We start from the raw sequence: 20,354 nt of genomic DNA, 5'->3' as shown, positions 1-20,354 counted from the left end.
CACACCACTGAGGCGAGTAAACTGAGCCATCTGAAACTGCTGCGTGCCCTGAACGATAGCGCTTTATCTGATCGATTTTGCAATGACAGCCCGATGCTTTGCGACTCGCAAATACGCATCGACCTTTCCTCGCGGGCGGAGCAGTGCGCCGTGTCTGTCGAACAGCTGGCTGAAGTGGCCTTGAAATGTCGGGCGTCTCGAATCGTTCGAGCGGCTCTGACAGCACCTCGACGCAGACGCTGAAAGCGAGCGTGTCGAGAATCGAAAGGACAACACGCGACTGGAACCCCCATCGACGACGACCATCAGATAGGCGAATCCGTGCGCCATAGGGATGTTCGTGATGTCAGCGCACCAGAGATGATTCGAGAGGAAAATTTCGAGCCCGCGAAGCAATTGCGGGTGGCACCGAATGCTCCTCCGATGACGGCGAACGACAGGACGTGTTCACCATCTTGCGACAGTCCTTCACCGAATGCGCCGGAGCCCTCGTGCTAAAACATCGCGCTCGACGGTTAGCTCGCCGATCTTCTTGAGAAGCTCGGCCTCGCGCTGCCCGGGCACTTCGCTCGCGTCAAATGCGCGACCAGCATTCTCTAGGAACTGTTTCTTCCACTTGAAGACCTGCACTGCGTGAAGTTTGTACAGCTTCGCCAGCTCCTGAACGGTCACCTCCCGACGAACCGCCTCGAGCGCGACCTTCGCCTTGAACTCCGCCGTGTATCGTTTACGCGTATTTGCCATGGCTTCCAGGCTGCTCTCGAGGAGCGAGCCCCCCCATTAAACTTAGCTACTAGTCCAATTTTTGCGTCCACTTCTGGCACATCTATATTGCACCGAGCGTTCCACTGATGGATTCACAAATCTTGTGTTTCACCAATCAGCGTCGTGCAGTGACTGCTCGCATCGTCGGTTGCATAAACGCAAGGGCTGCCTTCTCCGCCCGACAAACAAGAATACGATGTGCAGGGATGGTTGCGCCAAGAGACCCAGAATATCGGCCGCAATCGTCCCGAACTTCAACGCCGATTTTATAGCAACATCGTCACCTCACCCGAAGGAATGCCGTGCGCAGCGGTGACCAAGTAATCTTGTGACCATTGCCCCTCCCGCCGTCAAGCTCCGGACGGCACGAAGCCATAGGATCACCAACGTGAATGTCCTCGTCCCCACGGGTCGCCGAATACCCCCTTATTAGCACTGCCGCGCTGGAATCGGCAACGATAGATTGCCATATTACCAAAGGTCGACATTCGTAGTTTCCAGACTCACTAAACTGGCGCCGCCAATGTTCATGACGCCGGCGACAATGCGGTATCTCTGGTTGATGATTGTAGTCGTCGGTGACGTAGTCCGCGGCGAGCGCTCTCTCAACGACGAGCGCACGCAAGGGTCTCCGAATGGCGCGGTATCTGCTGACGGGAAACGTCACGAATTCGGACGGCTAATGGTCTTGCGGTATTCGTAGGTCTCCAGAATGAAGCTAGCCGCCGCTCCGGCAACATTGACGGCGAAGGCCGCGTGTCGGGGTGCAGCATGCGCGCCCGTTCTCCCTTTGGCGTGCGCATCTCCTAACCTACTGCGTAGTGCGCCGAGACCCTCCACAATCGAATGGCAGCCGCCGAGGATGCGCTTGACGATATCCTCGGTGTGCTGCGAAGGCGCAAGCATCAGCTTCTTTGCCGCCAGACCGTAGAGCTTCGGCAGTTCGGCCTTCTCGTCGTACGTCTCACCTTCCTCATCGAGGACAAAGCGGCACACCTCCTCAAGCAGGGTGCGCGCAAGGGTGATAGCACCGTCTGGATCTTGTTCGCGTCGTGCAAGCGCCTTCTCCCACATCTCGTGGACGTATGCCGCCCCCGAATCGCGAAGTCGCTCGGTTATCGATTCGTCCGCGGGACGCGGTGGTCGCCCCTCTAGTACGTTGAAAATCGGCTCCATTTCGACACGTAACCAATCACGCCGCTCATGATACCGACCAAATTTCGGCTGGATCATCCCCCAGAAGTCGCTGAGGTTTCGGCACGAGCGAACCCAGCGTGGCGTGACGTGGGCGAGCTCTGGGTCGTCGAGAAGTGCTCGGCGCGCCAGAGCATACGTCCTGTCGTCACCGCCGCCGCCGGTCGCGCGCGATACGAGGGTGTTGCGGAAGGTCTCAATCAAAACGAGTAGTTCTTCGTTGCGTTGTATCACGCGCGATATCTTCGTCAGCCGTCATCGCGGCGTCGAGCCCCTGAAGGATCTACCCGCATCCGCTCGTACCAAGGCACGACGGCGCGCGCCTCGTCGGGCGTAAATAGGTAATCGCCAACTCGCTTGGGACGCCACCTTCGAACAGGGCTTTTCGCGAAACCAACGATTCGTCCAGCTGAACCTATGCGCGCGAGTTCAAGAAGCGAGAACGCCGTGAAGGCCTGCCGAATCCGTTGCGTGCTGAATTTCACGTCACCGCGACGGCACATCCCGTTCGATCTATCACGTCCCCGCCATGCGCGCACGCGGAGAGACAGCCGCGACCAACGTGAGCACTCCGATGATCGCGACGTCGAGAAAGTTGAACCGACATGGGACACTTCTGCACGCGCCAGCTCGAGACCGGGCGCTCCGCTGTCCGATATCACTCGTGGGCCCAGAGCGGCCCGGAGCTGTTCTCCGCGGCTAACCTTCCGTAGGCACCTTCGCCGACTTCTCCGCGCCTGTGCCTTCGAGCTTCGCGAGCGACTCCTTGAACCCTGGGATGTTCTCCGGCTCGCTGATGCGCACGGGCCCGTGCTTGGCCACGTGCTCTTTGAACGCAAGGAGCTGCACCATATACCGAGGGACGAGGAGCCGAACATAGAACGGGACCAGTGCCCTCACCTCGCAGGGCGTGAACAGGGGGGGCCGCGTCGTCGTCGTCCCCAGCACCTTCCGACTTGGTCTTTGGGCGACGCACGACCCTGGAGGCGGCGACCACCTTTGCGGAGGGGCGTGGCTCTTCCACAAAGATGTTACCCTCGCGGCGATAACATCGAATGCCGCAGGCCGCCGCGTGCTCGAGCACGGGCCCCGTGAAGCCGCTTTCGGAGAAGAGGCAGACGTGTTGGGGCGCGTCCACTCCTCGCGAGCTCGCGCGGACCTTCTCCACCTTCTCGTGGAGCTCGCGCACTTCCGCGGTTCCCGCGCGCGCCTTCGTGCGCTTGCACTCGACCCACGTCGTCGCCATCGTACGCGTGCCCGATACCTTCTGCACAACCAGGCATCCGACCAGGACGAAGAACGCGAGCAGAAGGGTCGGCACGCCAACGATGGTCAACGTGCCGCCCAGCAGCGCGCCGCCGATGGCGAGAAGCATCGTGAAGCGCGCCACCCTCGCCGCGATGAAGTGACCAGGGATGATTCCTGCGCCACAACGTCGATCTTGTACGGGTAGCCCTTGCTCGTGACGCCAACGGCCACCTGAGCGGCCACGCTGTGGTAGCGCCCCTGGCGGACAAGCCAGTCGGCCACTTCGAACTCGAACGCGCCCCAATCGGTACGGCTCGTAGTGGGCGACGGCTGAATCATGTGCTCCACGAATGGACTCTCCGATCCGTCGATGGACGCGCGTTCACATACGAGCCGAGAAAAGCCAAAGAGGCCGAAATAGAGGCCATAACCCTGGCCGAGGAACAGCGAGCGAAGAAAGAGCGCGCCCAGGAACTCGAACGACAACAACGAGCCAAGGAGGCTCGAGACACCGAGGAACGCAATCTTGGACCAGCCGATCGCACCGCGCGCATCTTGAGCGTGCTTCCCGACGTGTGCGAAGCAAACGTCTTCTGGCCAAGGCTCCTGACCCAGAGGCTCCCGCGTTACAGAAGGCCCGCGCCTCCATCGCCGCCGCCGAAGCGAAACAGCTCGCGGCGGAGCGAAAGGATTTCGCGGCAATGCGCTCAGTGGTGTGCGTGGATGGTTGGACCTCGACCTGCTTGTGCTCGCGCATGGGCAGCGGGTGTTGCTCCAACCATCGCGGTATCGCCGGGTGCGAGCCCTCAGCCAATTGACCATTTCCTCGAAAAATCTGGACGAGTCGCCGGTCCTGCAAACGAAACGAAAAGAAGCTATCCGGCGGAACACGTGGAGCGCGATGGCGGCACCGGAGAGGTCCGCTGGCGGGTATGGTCGAGGATTCTCGCAACGTCGCGACGCTCTCCAGAACGCAACATCGCAGGGCCGCGCGTCGGTCGAAACTTCGCGCTCCGTGTAAAGGACACCCTGGCAAGCCCTTATCGCGAGTGAAGCCCATCGAGACGCGATGGACATTCGACGTCGATTGGGCAAAGTGTCGAAGCCCAAACCATGGATATACGGAACGCTCTACCGAACCTATCTTCTTCAGACGAGCACGTGCTCATCGTCTTGAGCGACGAAACCCTTCGCACCGGGGAAGCGAGCATCCCCGCATACCAGATCGCGAAGATCTGCGGAGTTCCCGGCCAGGCCGCTTGGGAGCACCTACAGGACCTGGAGAAGGTGGGGCTCGTTACGACATATGACGGCGGACGGCTCGGACTTCTCCATCATGCTGCGGAACTGACACTCGATGGGGCAGTCTTGGGAAGCGACCTAAAGATCCCGCCGCGAAGGGGGCCTATCGCCGACATCGCCGAGTCGATAGATGATACAGGTCGCGTCGCTCTGGACGTTGTAATCGAACAGCAGCTTCGATGTGCTGGTGCCGGCGTCCGACGTAGCGAAATCAGCAGCCGTGTACGAAACGCTCGTCCCGCACTGAACGCGGAGTCCGTTTCGAGAACTTTGGAGAGCCTATCGGCTTCCTATCTTGCGGTCACGATGGATCGCGAACCCGTATTCAAAATTACACTCCGCGGGCTACTTGCTTCCAGTTGGGGTTCGAATGCATTCAGCCTGGTCCAACAGAGTCTCGACTCTTTACGTTCTTTCCAGGACAGGAATCCATCCATCGAGATGTATTCATGGCGCGCTCTGCGCGAGGCGTGCGTATTCCGACGCGACCCGGGGGTCGATTCCAACGGCGTCCGGGGGCTCGTTCCAACGTGACCCGGGGGCCGATTCCTGAGCACTCGGGGATCGATTCCAAGGTGACCCGGGGACGGATTCCTGGGCACTCGGGGGCCGATTCCTGGGCACCCGGGGGCGGATTCCAAAGGGGGCGGTCGCCCCCGGTAGCGGCGTGCATGGTCGCAGCTTCATCGCGTAGACGGGCGCGATGTCGGAGCGATTGTCCATGCGGAAGGTTCGAGAAGTTCTCAGGTTGAAGTTCGAATGCGGACGCACCCACGCCGAGATTGCGGCATCGACGGTGATCGGTGAGACGACCGTCGGCGATTACTTGAAGCGGGCACGCGCCTGCGGTTTGACGTGGGAGGAGGCGCGCCCGCTGAGCGACGCCGAAGTGGAGGCACGGTTGTTTCGCTACGGTGGCCGCAACGAGCCACCCTCGCGCGTGCCGATCGATTTCGCGTGGGTACATCGGGAGCTGTCGAAGCCGGCCGTCACGTTGCAGACGCTGTGGGTCGAGTATCGCGATGGGGCGATGGGGCAGGCACCGCTCAGAGCCTACGAATACAGCCGCTTCTGCGCGCTCTACGCCAGGTGGAAGAAGAAGCTGAGCGTTGTGATGCGCCAAGTGCATCGCGCCGGCGAGAAGGTGTTCATCGACTACTCCGGGCGCAAGCCCCACATCGTTGACCCGCAGACGGGAGAGATCCACGAAGTCGAGTTGTTCGTCGCGGTGCTCGGCGCAAGCAACTATACGTACGCGGAGGCGACGCGAACGCAAAAGCTCGCCGACTTCGTCGGCTCGACGATTCGAGCCTTCGAGTACTTCGGAGGCGTCCCTGAAGTCGTGGTGCCAGATCAACTTCGCAGCGCCGTCTCTGGGCCGGATCGCTACGAGCCGGACATCAATCCAACGTACCTCGAGATGGCGCAACACTACGGCGTGACGGTGATTCCCGCGCGCCCGAGAAAGCCGAGGGACAAAGCCAAAGTCGAAGGAGGTGTTTTGATTGCTCAGCGATGGATCCTCGCAGCGCTGCGTAATCGGACTTTCTTTTCGCTCGGCGAGCTCAATGCGGCCATCGGAGAGCTGCTCGAGCGGCTCAACACGCGCCCATTTCAGAAGCTCGAAGGGTGTCGGCGCTCCGCCTTCCAGACGCTCGACAAGCCCGCCTTGCGCCCTCTGCCTGCCCATCGATATCGGATTGCGAAGTGGAAAAAGGCGAGGGCCAATATCGATTATTGTGTCGATTACGATCATCGCCTGTACAGCGTGCCGTACGCGCTGATGGGAGAGGAGGTGGAGATCCGCGCGACGGCCACCACCATCGAGGTCCTTCATCGCAACGAACGCGTGGCGTCTCACGCGCGCAGCTACGGTCCAAAGGGTACGGCCATTATCTGTGACGAGCACCGGCCACGCCAGCACCGCGACTACGGAAAGTGGCCACCGGAGCGCGTGGTGGCATGGGCCGAAAGCATCGGCATCCAGGTCGGCGAATTCGCGCGTCGGGTGATGGAGCAGCGCACGCACCCAGAAACTGGATACCGCACGTGCCTCGGTGTGATTCGCCTCGCCGACAAGTACGGCAGGGCGCGTGTGAATGCGGCGTGCGCCCGCGCCCTGAGCATCGGTAGCCCCACGTGCAAGAGTGTGACGGCGATCCTAAAGAATGGTCTCGACCGCGCGCCGCAGGTCGAGCCTGCGACTCGAGCGCCCATCGCGCACGAGCACATTCGCGGCGCACGCTACTTCGATACGGAGGATGAAAGTGATCTTGGAAGAAACGATTCAGAAGTTGGTCGAGATGAAGCTGTCCGTGATGGGCGCAGACGCTGCGCGAGATGCTCTCGTCGCCACCGACGGAACCACTGTCCACTGACGAAGTGATCGGGATGCTGATCGACCGCGAGTGGAGCGCCCGCGAAAACAAGAGGCTCGATCGTTTGCTCAAAGACGCGCGCGTGCCGAACGGCGTGAGCCTCGAGGAGCTGTCGTGCGAAGCCGGCCGCGGTGTTGAGCGATCCTTTGCGCGCACGCTCGGGGCTTGCCAGTGGGTCCGAGCGAAACAGAACGTGATCGTGGTCGGAGCCACCGGCGCCGGAAAGAGCTTCCTCGGCGCAGCCCTCGCTCAAGCGGCGTGCAGGCAAGGCTTTCGAGCCTTGTGCATCCGCACGCCGCGGCTGTTGGAGCAGCTCGCCGTTGCTCGCGCGGCCGGCACGTACGCACAGGCGCTCGCGCGCATCGCGAAGATGTCGGTCCTCGTGCTCGACGACTTTCTGTTGTCGCCGATGACGGAGATCGAGGGGCGCGACTTGCTCGAGGTGCTCGAGGATCGTTACGACCATTCGTCGACGGTGATCACGTCGCAGCTTCCGACGAAAACTTGGCACCAGGCGATCGGTGAAGCGACAATGGCGGACGCGATCTGCGACCGCCTCGTGCACAACGCCCACGTGGTGACCCTTCGAGGAGGCTCGATGCGGAAGAAGAAAGCGATTGCCCCCGAGGTAACCGAAACGAAAAACTGACCACGCTCGTCGCTACGCTCCGATCCGCGTCATGTTGGATTGCTCCCCCGCGTCAGCCTGGAACGGCTCCCCGAGTCCTTCGGAATAGGCACGAGGCGACGGGACTACCGGCGAGAGCACTGGATTTCGCACATCTTACTATTACGGTGGCAGGTCTGGGCGAGGGGCTCAAACCAATCGGCCGAATGAAGACGCCAGGATGGCTGGTTCCACCTGATCTCAACCTCCTTCTCGACCTTTCTCGTACTGCAACCCACCACATTCGTCGATGTCTCGCAGATCCGCGCCCCGACACTGGTGAGTTGACGGCTCATCGAATGCCCGATTACAAACCGGACACGCCCTCGGCCGGTTCTCCCCGTCCGATGCCAAGGGCCTCCGGTTCGCATGGCGGGGACTCGTCGGCATCGTTGCTCGGAAAGAATTTTGAACGAAGGTATACGTTCTTTCTTAGTTCCACGTATTCGGACCTTCGCGAAGAGCGACAGGTCGCCACTTCGGAAATTCTCAGGGCCGGGCACTTTCCCGTTGGCATGGAAGCATTCCCGGCGACCGATGACCGCGGCTGGCAAATCATCCAGCAACGGGTGGACGATTCGGACTACTATATCCTAATCATCGGCGGCCGATACGGATCCATCGAAGATACGACAGGATTCAGCTGGACCGAGAGGGAGTACGATTATGCGAGGTCCAGAGGCATTCCGGTGCTGGCCTTCGTTCGAAAAAAGTCGTACATACCAGGCGACCACGTCGACACTGGGCTACGGTCAGACAAGCTTGCTGCGTTCCTCGAGAAGATCACCAGCTCGCATTTGTACAAGGAATGGACGACAGCGGACTCCCTTCGGGCCGAGATAGTGGCAGCGATCCATCATCGCGTTCGGCAGGACGAGAGTGCAAATCATACCAGGGGTTGGATCCGTTACACCGCAGCATTGGACGCTTTGGCTGAGCGAACATCACATCTTCAAGCGGCTCAGGAATTGAGCGACGACGATCGCATTGCGAAGCTGAAGCACTGCTAGGTAGCCACCTGGTTACTCGACTATCAGTCCAGTCGGCGTCGCTCCCCAGCGGTCGGAGCCAACTACAACGTCCGCTACGAGTGTAGCTGCCTCGGTGTCGGCGGCATCGGGATCCATCGAGGTCCCGTCGTGTAGCGCTTCTTCTCATCGTACGTCCCAAAGACGCCGGTTTCGCGGAGCGATGCCATTGCCGCGCGCTGCTTCGTCCGCACTTCAGTCTTTGGTGCGGACCAGGCAGGCTCCACGATGTCCGCTTCTACCCCGCCGTCGAAGGGCCGGACCAAAAGACCGCTCCCCTCGAAGGCTTGCGCGCCCCCCATCAGCTCGAGCAGGCGGAGCCCAAAGAAGGTTCGCCGACGGATGCCGTCCGGCCCTCGCTCCGGGTAGAACGGCTGCCAGCCTTTCTCGCCCGGAAGATCTCCGTCCTCGTGATCGAAGATGTCGACGAACCCATACTCGGCACGAACGGCCGGCGCGAGCCGAGTTCCGAGAGCGAAATACAGAGGCAGAGATTCCGGCTCCAGCTTCACGCTCGACTCCAGCCGAATCCACATCATCGATTGGTACGACGCGGGCATCGTCAGGTTGTAGCGCGGTGGCTCGAGGCGGCGGAGAACGAGGCTTTCGCCGTCTGCACCCGCTTCTTGGCATTGCCGCATGTACGCGAGGATGTGCGCTCGATCGTAGGGATCGCGCAGTGATGCCGACTCCCCCCAATGCGTAGGCGCGATCTCCGCGTTCTGCTCGATGGCATCGAACAGCCGCTGCGCTCCACGCGGCTCGAACAGCCGCAAGGACGTCGTCATCTGGATGTGGAGCTGTTCGTTCATCTGCGAATCCGCGTCGCGCGTGACGCCGGTCCCCTCTTACACACCCGTCACGACGACCATGCGGATCTGGCCTGCCTTGTCGAATTCAACGGCCAGGCCGTGGGTTCCTCGTTCCCATTTGGAGCTCCTGTCGGTTCGAAGCAAGATCGGACCGAGCAGTTGCTCGACAGCGTCCCGGTCCATCCCAAAGTTCAAGCCGTCGGGCAATGGTCCCTTGTATCCCGTGTACTTGCTGATTTTGTCGGCATACACGAAGATCGTATTGATGCGATGACTCCGCGGCTCGATGCGGAACGAGATCCCTCCCGCACGAAAGACACGGTACTCTTCGTCGTCATCTTCGACGAGGCCGAGGGGCTTGACGAAGGCCTGGACTTCCGGTGCGTCGAAGGGTTTTCCGATGAGGGTGCTCAGGTCCATGGTGTTCCTTCTACTCTAGAGGACTTAGGGGGGGTCATCCAACAGCTCCAAGGGAAGCTTGTCCTTGTACACGCCGATCCGCTCGTTTTCCGTGTGCAGTTTGTCGATCGCGGCATCAACGGCATCCGGATCGTGCCCCTTGGCGATGAGGTTCTCTCGCGCCGCCGCGGCGTCCCTGTCCGCCGCCGCGCGAAGATCGTTCGCGTCGTTCTCGTACAGCTTGTTGCCTTCATCGTCCTTTGCCCGGTTCTTGCCCAGGTAGGTCGGCCCTTCTTTATGAACGTCTTTCTCGACCTCCACTGTCATCAGATTGTTGTGCAGATTGTCCTTCTCGTCTTTGGTCATCGGGTAGCCGCGCTCTTCCATGAGCTGGCGGTTCATCTTCTCGGCCACCGCCCTGCTTGATGGCATGTGGTCGTGCTCCAGCTCGTCCCCGACGACCTCTCGCTTTTTGAGATCTCGGTAGGTGCCGACGTCGAGCGGTTTGACCGGCGTCTTCTCCGCGTCCGGTTTCCCCTCCGGCTTGTCGGGTGTTTTCTCGCCCGGCGGGCAATCGAGCCCTTGGACATCGACGTTGCGAAGAGGATTCCCTTCCCCGTAGGCATGAAGGTTGAGACCTCCAGCGACACCCAGCGGGTCCGATTCGATCCACCTTCCAAGTTCCGGCGAGTAATAGCGGTAACGGGCATACTGCAAGCCGGTCGCTGCGTCGAAGTAGTGCCCAGGCCATCGAAGAGGCTGGTGGAAGTCGTGCCCCACTTCGATGTGGGCAGTTCCGTAGGCCTCATACCAGGCTCGCCAGACCACTTGCCTTGCATCGTCTTGCACGAGCTCGGGCGCCCCAAGATGGTTGGCGAGGATGAAATAACGCTTTCCGCTTTTCGGGTCCGCGTCGACGTTCGCGTAGTCGACGAACATGAACGGCGCCATCGCGACGTCGTCCACGTAGACGTAGATGCGCAAGCGGCCGTCCGGCTGGATCTCCGCTGCGAGTCGGTCCGTGTCCCAGTAGAACGTCGTCGTGGCGCCGTTGTGGATGGTTTCGATGCGACGACCGAGCGCGTCGTAGCGCGCCGACCAGACGCCAACTCCACCGCCGTGGACGAGGACCATTTGATCGCGGGCGTCGCGTCGGTAATGCACACTTCCCTGCGGCGAGTGCCGCGCGCTCATGTGGTGTCGCTGGCTGTATTCGAACCGACTTCCGTTGGCGTTGACGAGTCGATTGTGCTCCACCGTCACGCCACCGAGACCTGGCGCCTCAGCGAGATTGCCGCCGAGCGTCTGCACGAACGTTCGCGCATGCCCATTGGGAAGCGTCTCGCCGATCAGACGATGGGCTGCGTCATAGGAAAACCGCCGGATTCCGCGTGCGCTATCGCGGATGCTTAGAACATCCCCTTCGCCCGATCGTTCGTAGAAGCGGTCCCAGCGTCGATCGTGCGCCTCGAAGGCGATCTTCGCGAGGCAGTATCCGTGCGGATGAAATTGGGCGACCTCGGTCACCCGGTTCGACGTCGTGCGCTGGACTACGCCGCCGTAGCAATGCTGGATTCTATGCTTGGCACCCGTAGGGTCGACGACGTCGAGACGGTCATTGCCGATCCATGCATAACGCGTGGTGAAACGCTCCAGAACGCGCATGGTCGCAAGGCGACCATCCCGGAAGTAACGCTGGACGCCGCGCCCATTGCGCTCGTCACGAATGCGATCGCCCGCCAGGTTGTAGTCGAACGCGTAGAGGTCTTGCTTTCCGTCGAGGGACTCGATGATGGCCGACTTGAGCCGACGCGCCGCCGTGTAGACGAGGTGGTGCGTTTCCCCGCTTGCCAGCGCAAGCCGGACTTTGCGGCCCTCGTCCTCCCGTTCGAAGCGGAGAAGCCATGCCCCTTCCCCGTCGAACTTTTCCTCGAGCTCGTCGTCAGCCCCGTAGCTGTACGTCTCGCGCACGACGCCATCGCGCGAAACACCGACGAGTCGGTTCTTCAGGTCCCATGAGTACTCGCTCGTGGAGGAGCCTGGGTCGACCACGCGCGACAGCTTTTCGCGTCGCGTGTGTTCCAGTTCCGTGACGTGGCCGAGAGGATTGATGATTTGCTGCGTGTGGTTCCAGGAAACGTGCGCCCACCGCCACGTCGATCCATCGAAGTCCGTGAGCCGAACACGGTTGGCGTTGGCATCGTACGAAAAAGAACTCCGTGATCCATCTGCCCGCTCCACCCAAAGAGGAAGGCCACCGAGATCGCGGACGGTCGTCTCGGCCCAGGTCTGCTGAAGATCCGCGAAGGTGCTGCCTTTGGAGGGTGCGAGAACGTCCAGAACCAAGCGTGGCACGCCCCGCATCTCGAGATCTCGACGCACGGGAAGGCCGTGTTCCGAAGGCAGAATCGCGCCGTATTCCCACCCGCGGTCGTTCGATGGAACATAGTGGGCGGGAGCCTTGGGTGGCTCCTGCCCCATTGGCCACACATGCCCCGCAGAATCGCGCCGGCCAAGCCCCTTCCCGTTCGCGTCACGGACGATCGAAAATGTGCGGCCCGCTGCGTCCGTCTCCTCGCGGAGCTGACCGGCCTCGTCGAGCTCGCGCCGGTGCTCGCCGCCGTATGGGTCGAGGATGCGCGAGAGGAAGCCCTCTGCGTGCTCGTAGACCCATTGCCCACGGTCGGCGAGCGTAACGAGGGTGGCGTCCTCGAGGTACTCGAGCTCGACCTCTTCGACACCGTCATCGCCGGCGGTGTGGATGCATCGGCCGCGCGCATCGTATTTGAAGTGAAACGAATAGCCGCGGCGGTCAACGAGGCGAATCAGGCGCGTGTTGGCGTCGTATTCGAACCCAAAGCTGTTGTTGTACCGATCCGTTCCGCCGAGCAGGCGGCCGAACGCGTCGTACCGATAGGCAATCAGCGTCTCAGCAGCGCCGCTTCGATCCGACGGCGAGGCCGCAACGAAGACCAGCGCCGCGATGTGCGGACGAGGCTCCGCGTGTCCCGACGGGGCAACGATTTGTACCCAATCGACACGTATGGTGCGGTTGAGCGAATCCGCGATGCTGGACAGCAGGCCCGTCTGAGCGTCGTAATAGAGACGGATCGTGCCAGACGGGTGGGATATCGCCGTGAGGCGTGCCGGCCAGTCGGGGCGTGAAAACTCGAACTCCAGCACCTCGTCGTCGTCGGGCAGGTGCAGGCGAAACAAGCTCACGCTAACGCGCTCGAGCACGTAGCCGGCCTTCGCAGAGCGCTCCCCGTCGTTCCAAAGAAGGGGAAATGCGACCTGCCGTCCATCGGGACCGGTGTAGCCGATCCCGTTGTCATACGAGGTGCTCAGATAATGATCGAACGAGTGTGTGTGCCCCCAACCGAGGCCACGATCCACCGCAGCAAGTTCGCTGCTGTAGTAGCGAACGAACCTGAAGGGAAACGGAGCATCGAGCTGCGCATCGACGGTGCGGTCGATGACGGCGCCGGTCACGACGTCGACCGGATCCCCTACGAATCGCAGCGGGTCCTCGGCGGAAAGTGGCTCGCGGCAGGTCATCCTGGCGGGCACCCGCAGCCGCCGCATTCACCGGGCTGCTTCTTGTCCTTGAGTTCTTTCTTCTTCGGCTTGCGAAGTTTTCCCAGTTTCTCGAGGAGCAGGTGGACCGGGTCGGGAATGTTGATCATGGGAAAACCACCCACGAGCACATTCGGCATACCGATCATCATCATGCCCATCGACGGTGGGACGGCCATGTCCTTCCCCATCGCCGCAGACATCGCCTGCGCGGCCACGTCGACCGCCAGCGCGGCAGCATCGATCGCCGCGGCCATTCCAGCCGCGGCCGCAGCCTCAGGTCCCCCCGTGCCTTCGGCGGCATCGACCACGTCCGCGGCAACGCCAGCAGCCCCCACGGCGGCGCCGGCGATCATCATCGCCTTGGCGAGCCCTCGGATGGGGCCCCCCACACTCGGCAGACACGCCTTGGCGATGTCTCCCATTCGCGCGGCCCGCATGCCTGCGAAAAACACATTGCTCGAGCCCGTGAAAATCTCGAACATCGGGAGAATTCCCACGCATGTTGCCGCGAGCCCGAGATCCCCTGCGCGCGCAGCCGGCAGGTTGTTGATCAGGACTTTCAAAGATGGCCCGAGAACGACCGGCCCCAAACTAGGGAGAGGGATCGGCGCAGGCGTCACCGGGGGTGTGAACGACGGCGGGTGCAGGTGCCCGTGCGGCGGTCCCAAATACAGACATCCCATCGTGGCCGCCGGCAGCGACGGAAAGATTGCGGCCAGCGGTCCCGTCAGAATGGCAAAGCCTGTGTTGATCAACTCCAAAGGGAGCCCCAAGAGCCCCATCACCGCCCCGCCAACCTCGGCGACTGTTCGGGCAGGATTTGGCGGAGGCTCGGGCGGCGTCTCGCCTGGCGATGGGGAAGGCCCTCGAGCCGCCTGCGATTGGAATCGAATGGGCGAAACGGCGTTGCTCACCGCCTCGGAGAATGCTGCGCCATACGCACCCGGGTCCACGGCGGTACTCGCAGCATTCGCCGCAGCGGCTGCGTGATCGGTGCTCACCGCATCATTCACGGCCAGCGACAGCGAGTCCATGAGGCCCATCACGCACCTCCCGGGAGGTGCCGAAGCTCGGTATCGACAGCGTCGCGACGATCCGTGAGTCCGAGCCGATTGTAGGCATCGCGCTGACGCTGCAGCAGCGTGCGGAGGTGCTCATCGGCCTGAATCGTGCGCGCGAGGCCGGTCCCCTTCTCCCAGGCTTGCGCCGCCTCCCGGTATTGCCCCAACTCGAAGTGGCAGGCGCCGATGTTCTCGATGCATTGGATCTCCACGTGCGCGTTCGCCATGCCGTGGGCGATGTCCCGCGCGCCCTCGTAGTAACGCCCTGCGTCCGCCCATCGGTTCTGAGAGAGGTACAGATTGCCGAGGTTCAGCGAGACGTTGAGCAGCACAGGGATCGCATCGATGCGTCCCGGCTCGTTCGCCTGCGACAGCCGGTTCGTTGCCGGCGTGAGCGCCGACTCGAAGTACTTGCGCGCCTGCTCTGGGTTTCCCGTCCTCGCGTGTACTTCGCCAATGCCATTGAGGGTGAGCGCGTACAGTGCGAGTTTGCCCGTCCCCGCATAGTATCGACCCGCCAGTGCATACTTCGCGAGCGCGTCCCCGAAGCGCCCATGCGCGTAGTCGAGCCCCGCCAAGGTCAGTAGTGCCTGAACACGCTCGTCGACCGAGAGGCTTTCGTCGCCCACTTGCTCCTCGACGGCTTTCTCGATGTCGTGCGGGCCGAGCCGAGGCGCAAACCAGTCGGCCCCGCGCAGAACCTGAACAGCGTCGCGCAGAGCCGGCCGTGCGACGTCATCCCGTATCACGACCCGCATGTGATGACACCACGGCGACGGGAATTCGTGCACCATCAGCTCGAGCACGAAGGCGCGGTAACCCACGGGATCGGTGATGGTTGCCGGAAAGAGATTCCAGACCAAGTGCTGCTCGTCCGGGTTCGAGGAAAGGGCGCGCGCGTACGTCATTAGGGCCCTCATCCGGAGGGCTGGGTGAATGGCCAGGTGGCCAGCCTCGGGCGGGAGTTCGGGCCACGGGGCCCCGTCGGATTTCGCCAGGGCCTTGCAGGCGAGCTCACGCCGAATGCGAACGCCGGACGCCACGGCGTTCACGAAGGCTACGGCATCCGTGAAGTCATCGACGAACGTCCAGAAGATATCCGACGCGTCCTGATCGATGACGTCGAGGCATTTGACCAACAGCCCGTTCGAAGCGTCGTTGCTTTCCACGACGAGGAGCACCCGCTGATTCTGCGCGACAAAGTCCTTCAGCCTGTCGACGACGGCGTCGATCAACTTTTGCATCGCGCCCTCAATTGATTTTGACCAACGCGCCGACGACCTTGGCGATCGCCTTGGCCACGACATCTGCCATGGGACCGCTCAAAGTAGCCTTCGCCGGTTCGACCTTCATGAAGCTGGTCCCCGACGCGGCCTGGATCTCCTTGGCACCCGTCAAACCGATGCTACCGTCGTTCTTGATCGAGATCGTCGACTTACCCGATCCAATGAGCACCTCGCTCTTTGCAACGATTTCGACCTTGCCGTTCGCGAGCGTGATGGATCCCGAAGGATTCGACAAAACGATTTCACTCGTCGTCGAGATGGACGCTTTGCCCGCTTCCATGAAGATCTTCGAGTCCCCTGGATGGTGAATGGTGATCGACGTGCCGCCCTTGAGCTCGTAGGTGGTGTCGATCGTCTCGACTTTGCTCTTGGCGTGGTGCGTGTCCTTCAACTTCACGTTCACGTCGCGGTTGCCTGCGGTTACTACGAGCTTGTCGTCGCCAGTCTCGATCGTATGGGTCCGCCCTTGCTTGATCGTGACGTCCTCGCCCTTCCCAACGGATTCGTGGCGGTGTGCGCCGATACTCGTCGACTCGTTGGCGCCGACGCTGAGCGTGCGGTTCGCGCCCACCGAGATCGTCTGATTCGCCCCCACGGTCGAAGTCTGGTTCGCTCCAACCGTTTCGCTGTGGTTGTGCAACACCACCGTCTTTCGATCCTTCTGCGCGTGCAGAAAGATCTCCTCCTGCCCCGCGCGATCCTGAAACGTGAGCTCGTTGAACCCCTTGCCGCCCGGGATGGTCAGCGTCTTGATGGTGCTCTTCGAGGCGTCCGCCGGGAGCGCATTGGGCTGCGGCTCCTGCGCGTTGTAGATGGCGCCCGCGACGAACGGGCGATCAATGTCGCCGTTGAAGTAATTGACGACGACCTCGTCCCCGACCCGCGGGGGAAACCAAATTCCGCGATCCGCAGCGGCAGCCGGTGTCATCACGCGAAGCCAGCAGGAACTCTTTTCGTCCCATTTGCCTTCGCGGTCCCAAAAGAACTGCACCTTGACGCGACCGAACTCGTCGACGAAAGGAGTTCCCTTTTCGGGCCCCACAACGCGCGCCGGCTCCGGCGGGGCGTATGGTGTTCTTGGTCGTGCAGGCTGGAGGCGCGCCTTGCTGGGGGCACACTCGAACGCCGCAGTAAATCCCGGACCAGAGCCCCCCTCGACTGTCTCAGCGAGGATCCCGGATCGTTGGCCGCGAAGTCGAAGCTCGGTGATGACCAGCTCCTGGTTCCAACTATCGTCGGGGTGTTGCTCCAGCTCGAACTTTCGACCGACCTGAAGACGAACGCACGAGCTATTGCCATGAAAGAGACGCGCATCGGCCCGCGATTCCTGTAATCGGCGGGCGGCCAGCGTCTTTCCCTCCTCGGCCGCGTCCGTGTAGTCCCCTGGAAAAAGGAATAGCTCGCGTTTCGGTGCCATTTCGTCGTTGTGCGGGCCCTCGACTTCGCCGCGAGCCGTGAGATCGGCTCGGGACCGTTTGAAGTCGTAGTCGCGCATCACGACCGCTCCCGGACGCAGACCACGCACGCACGAAATACTTCCAACGTGGTCGACCGTGACCGCTCCCCCGGTTTCCCGGTACGGAAGCCCGGGCTCCCCGTCGATCGGTGTGTAGCCCCCCGGATTGTTGACCAGCACCAACTTCGTCTTCTCTTGGTCGGCGAAGAAATGAAAATGAATGCCCGCGTCTGCGACGATGCGGCAAAAGAACTCGTAGTCCGTCTCGTCTCTCTGCACGCGGTAGGGGCGCGTCTGGGGTCTCCGATCGACACGCCATTCGAGCTCGATGTTGTGCGGCTTCACCAGCTCCGCGACGATGTCGTGGACAGGCAAATCCTGAAAAATGCGGTAATCCGACGTGTATTGCAGCTCGGCCAGCTTTGGGACGATGGTAAGGGTCACCAGGCGTTGGCGCTCGCCGCTGGCCCGTGGGGCCACTTCACCGACGATTCCACGGACGACGCGAATGACTTCGTTGTCCCGCAGAATCTGAAACTCGGCGTCGAGTCCCAACGTGTCGTCCAACGTAGGGGTGGCCTCGGGGTCGATGACCACGTCCACGTCCCACCGAAACAAGTGCGAGAGTGCCTCGTGGCCACTGAATCCTGCGACGACGAGCTTCGTCTCGTCGTGGGGCCCCGCCTTCATTTTGAACAACAGTTCGTCGACCTGGCCCCCGAACATCGATGTCAACGCGCTGACCATGTTTGCATTCCGGCTGGTGGTTGGGTAGCGAAGGTGGGAGACGGAATCTTGGCGTCACGGGCCATCAAGTGTGCATGCACCGCTGCGACATGTTGGTGCGCACGGGGGCGGTGGTGCCCCGTGAGCCCAGATCGTCGGGCATTGGTTCCGGCGATACTCGTCGGATAGCTTCGTAAGCTGCTTTGCCGCGACGACGTCGGAGGCCCTGCGGGCGCCGTCGATCGCGAGGTCCGGATGGCAGGCGCAGTCTTTCGATGACGCGCAGTGGCCAGCGGAAACACGTCGTTTCTCGTACGCATCGCGTAGCTCCGCGCACTTTCCGGATAGATTCGGGGAATTGCTCGGCCGTTCCTTACCCGCAGGGAGAGCCGGCTCCCCGCCCGCATCCGGCGTCGGTGCGGACTCCTCAGGCGCTCGAGCCAACTCGTGCCGGGGCTGCGTACCGCCGTCCGCACCGGTGACATCCGAGGATGCAGAGGGGCGGTCGGCGTCCGCTCGTACTCGGGAGCACGCACACAACAAGAGCAACACCAGCACAGCTCCCAGGGACGCCCGCATCATGCGGCCCCCGCAAACCGTTTGACTTCGCTGATCTCTTCGGCGGAATAGTTCTTCGCTCGTGTGACCGGAAACGAGAATGTTGCGGCACCAAGCTTGGCAATCAAGACGACCGCCAGATCGCATGCACGTAGCGCCTGGATCAGGTCCGGCCGGGCATCGACCCCAACACGAAGAACCGGCGTTGGGTCATCCAGGACGACGCCCAGAGGCGTGATCAACCAGGGCTGCTCGATGTACTCCGCCAGGTCTAGCCACGGCTTTCTCGCCATGCCGCCCGTCTCGCTGAGAGCCGCCGCGAAGGCTTCGCGCGAGGGGTCATCCCCCATGCGAGCAAGGGCAGCCAAAATGCCCTGATGAGCAACCGGGGACTGTTCCTCAGCGAGACGTTCGCGCAGGTCAGGAATTTTTCCCGGCCCGGCAAACCTGCCGATGGCCATCCCGAGCTCGCGGCGGACGAGAGGTTCGTCGCTGCGAGGCAACGCGGCCAGCAAAGCGGGGACAGAACGCGCCCCACCGAGCCGGTGCATCGCCCGCGCTGCGGCCATGGCAACCTGTGGATCCGAATCGACCGTGAGCTGCACGAGCGCATCGCCGGCGCGGGGATCGCCCGTTTCGGCCATGCAATGCACCGCCAGCTCGCGAACCTCCTCGTCGGCATCCGCGAGAAGGGGCGCCAAGGCATCGACGGCATCGGCCCCTCCTTGACGGGCAACGAGCTGCGCGCCGTAGTCCTTCTGACGAACGGCCTGTGCGAGCGCGGCGAGATCGATGCTGGCCATTAGTACGGCCCCGCTACGATCGCGTTGCGCGCGGTCGTGCACTCTCGGTCGGTCGCAATGGCAGGAATATCCTTGTGCGTGACCAATGCTCCGCGCCGGGCTGACCCTCCGATCGCGCCATAGCCGTTATCGTCCTTCCAGTTGCTCATGATGGGCTGCGTATTGAAGTTGTGCATGAGCATGCGCCGCGACCAGGTGTCTTCGCGCTCGGTGGGAGGCTGTTGGTTGTTAGGGTGCCACAGCTGGAAGAAATGACCTGCCTCATGAGCCAGGTCATTGCCGGCCCATGCCGTATCGTGCACGGCAGGCCCTGCCCGATCGGCCAGGATGATCCCCGGGTTTGGCAGCGCAAAGGTGACGCTCGACGGACGGCTAAAGCCATACCCAAGCGTGCCCCCCGCTCCGATCCGCTGCACGAAATATGCGTTGATGCTGTTTGGAACCCAATTCGTCGACAAGAGGGTCGCAACCTCGCCCGGGAATGGGGTGTCGGAGACCACCCCTGGAGACGCGAAGTTCAGCGTATCGTTGACGGTCGCGTTGATGGTGAAGTCGACACCACAGTGTCGCCAGATGGCCCGAACGTGGCTCATGATGGCCGCAACGTTCGCGGTGCTGGCGATGCCCCCCGCGCCGGTTGGTCCCGCGATCGTCACCAAATGCGGCGTCATCACGACACGACGGCGAGAAAAGCAGCGCACGATCAAGATGCTCACAATCGGGCCGGTGGCAGAGCCAAAGCGGACCTCGAGCTTCACTTCGTTCGGGTTGCCACCCGAAACACCGGAGAGGCGGATGTCGGCATGAGGGCCAGAAGGCACCTTGCCGTCCGCGGGTAAGACGACATCGACCTTGCCCTTGTCGCTACTCACGACGTGCAGCTCGGCGTTCGGATCGATGGCACGCCGTTCCAGACGGACCACCGCTTCCTCGCCGGCCTGGATGCCAACGACCGGAGCGAGTTCCGGTGCTCGGGTCGCGCGGTTGTCGACATCGGGGTAGTTCAGGTGAGGATCGCCATGCCGCGCGCGGCGCCAACGCAGCAGGACGACACGACGTTCACCGTAGACGGACAAGGGGATCCCCATCGGG

The 20,354-nt window shown here is 62.2% G+C and carries 15 protein-coding genes; 3 read left to right on the top strand and 12 right to left on the bottom strand.

Annotated elements, in window-relative coordinates; translation table 11 throughout:
- Positions 1-468: 468 nt before the first annotated feature.
- The 4 genes from LVJ94_17545 to LVJ94_17530 all read right to left on the bottom strand — a co-directional run bounded on the left by LVJ94_17545 (position 469) and on the right by LVJ94_17530 (position 3,696).
- A complete protein-coding gene (locus LVJ94_17545; protein ID WXB09024.1) occupies positions 469-744 on the bottom strand; it encodes a transposase in 276 nt (91 codons plus the stop codon).
- A gap of 684 nt (positions 745-1,428) precedes the next feature.
- The gene (locus LVJ94_17540) at positions 1,429-2,193 is read right to left on the bottom strand and encodes an abortive infection family protein (protein ID WXB09023.1); all 765 of its coding nucleotides are present in this window, start codon (positions 2,191-2,193) and stop codon (positions 1,429-1,431) included.
- A 465-nt stretch (positions 2,194-2,658) separates the two neighbouring features.
- A complete protein-coding gene (locus LVJ94_17535; protein WXB09022.1) occupies positions 2,659-2,811 on the bottom strand; it encodes a hypothetical protein in 153 nt (50 codons plus the stop codon).
- Between the two features lie 480 nt (positions 2,812-3,291).
- Positions 3,292-3,696 (bottom strand): hypothetical protein, encoded by a 405-nt coding sequence (locus LVJ94_17530; GenBank protein WXB09021.1) that lies wholly within the window; start codon positions 3,694-3,696, stop codon positions 3,292-3,294.
- Positions 3,697-5,230: 1,534 nt separating this feature from the next.
- Here LVJ94_17530 and istA point away from each other — a divergent pair.
- From istA to LVJ94_17515, 3 genes are all read left to right on the top strand, one after another.
- Positions 5,231-6,895 carry an IS21 family transposase gene (gene istA, locus LVJ94_17525; GenBank protein ID WXB09020.1) on the top strand — a complete coding sequence of 555 codons (1,665 nt, stop codon included), beginning with the start codon at positions 5,231-5,233 and terminating at the stop codon, positions 6,893-6,895.
- Positions 6,850-7,536, top strand: a complete 687-nt coding sequence (gene istB, locus LVJ94_17520; protein ID WXB09019.1) for an IS21-like element helper ATPase IstB — start codon at positions 6,850-6,852, stop codon at positions 7,534-7,536. Before istA ends, istB begins: the two co-directional genes overlap by 46 nt.
- 146 nt (positions 7,537-7,682) lie before the next feature.
- Positions 7,683-8,564, top strand: coding sequence for a DUF4062 domain-containing protein (locus tag LVJ94_17515; protein ID WXB09018.1), 882 nt, complete (start codon positions 7,683-7,685; stop codon positions 8,562-8,564).
- A 74-nt stretch (positions 8,565-8,638) separates the two neighbouring features.
- Here LVJ94_17515 and LVJ94_17510 read toward each other — a convergent pair whose 3' ends face one another.
- From LVJ94_17510 to LVJ94_17475, 8 genes are all read right to left on the bottom strand, one after another.
- On the bottom strand, positions 8,639-9,394 hold the full coding sequence (locus tag LVJ94_17510) for a hypothetical protein (GenBank protein ID WXB09017.1): 756 nt from the start codon (positions 9,392-9,394) through the stop codon (positions 8,639-8,641).
- 36 nt (positions 9,395-9,430) lie between these two features.
- A complete protein-coding gene (locus LVJ94_17505) occupies positions 9,431-9,814 on the bottom strand; it encodes a hypothetical protein (GenBank protein WXB09016.1) in 384 nt (127 codons plus the stop codon).
- A 24-nt stretch (positions 9,815-9,838) separates the two neighbouring features.
- Positions 9,839-13,378 carry a DUF6531 domain-containing protein gene (locus LVJ94_17500; GenBank protein ID WXB09015.1) on the bottom strand — a complete coding sequence of 1,180 codons (3,540 nt, stop codon included), beginning with the start codon at positions 13,376-13,378 and terminating at the stop codon, positions 9,839-9,841.
- Positions 13,348-14,415, bottom strand: a complete 1,068-nt coding sequence (locus LVJ94_17495) for a PAAR domain-containing protein (protein ID WXB09014.1) — start codon at positions 14,413-14,415, stop codon at positions 13,348-13,350. The genes LVJ94_17500 and LVJ94_17495 overlap by 31 nt, the downstream gene beginning before the upstream one ends.
- Positions 14,415-15,677, bottom strand: coding sequence for a tetratricopeptide repeat protein (locus tag LVJ94_17490; GenBank protein WXB09013.1), 1,263 nt, complete (start codon positions 15,675-15,677; stop codon positions 14,415-14,417). Before LVJ94_17490 ends, LVJ94_17495 begins: the two co-directional genes overlap by 1 nt.
- 7 nt (positions 15,678-15,684) lie before the next feature.
- Positions 15,685-17,922, bottom strand: coding sequence for a type VI secretion system tip protein VgrG (gene vgrG, locus LVJ94_17485; GenBank protein WXB09012.1), 2,238 nt, complete (start codon positions 17,920-17,922; stop codon positions 15,685-15,687).
- Between the two features lie 557 nt (positions 17,923-18,479).
- Entirely contained in the window at positions 18,480-19,262 is a 783-nt protein-coding gene (locus LVJ94_17480) for a HEAT repeat domain-containing protein (protein WXB09011.1), read from the bottom strand.
- Complete coding sequence (locus LVJ94_17475; GenBank protein WXB09010.1) at positions 19,262-20,350, bottom strand: hypothetical protein; 1,089 nt, start codon at positions 20,348-20,350, stop codon at positions 19,262-19,264. The genes LVJ94_17480 and LVJ94_17475 overlap by 1 nt, the downstream gene beginning before the upstream one ends.
- Positions 20,351-20,354: the final 4 nt, after the last annotated feature.

Source organism: Sorangiineae bacterium MSr11367, assembly GCA_037157805.1.
In the GTDB taxonomy this organism is placed as follows: domain Bacteria; phylum Myxococcota_A; class Polyangia; order Polyangiales; family Polyangiaceae; genus Pendulispora; species Pendulispora rubella.
The sequence above is the reverse complement of the archived record's forward strand: the minus strand, read 5'-3'. Positions and strand labels throughout refer to the sequence as shown.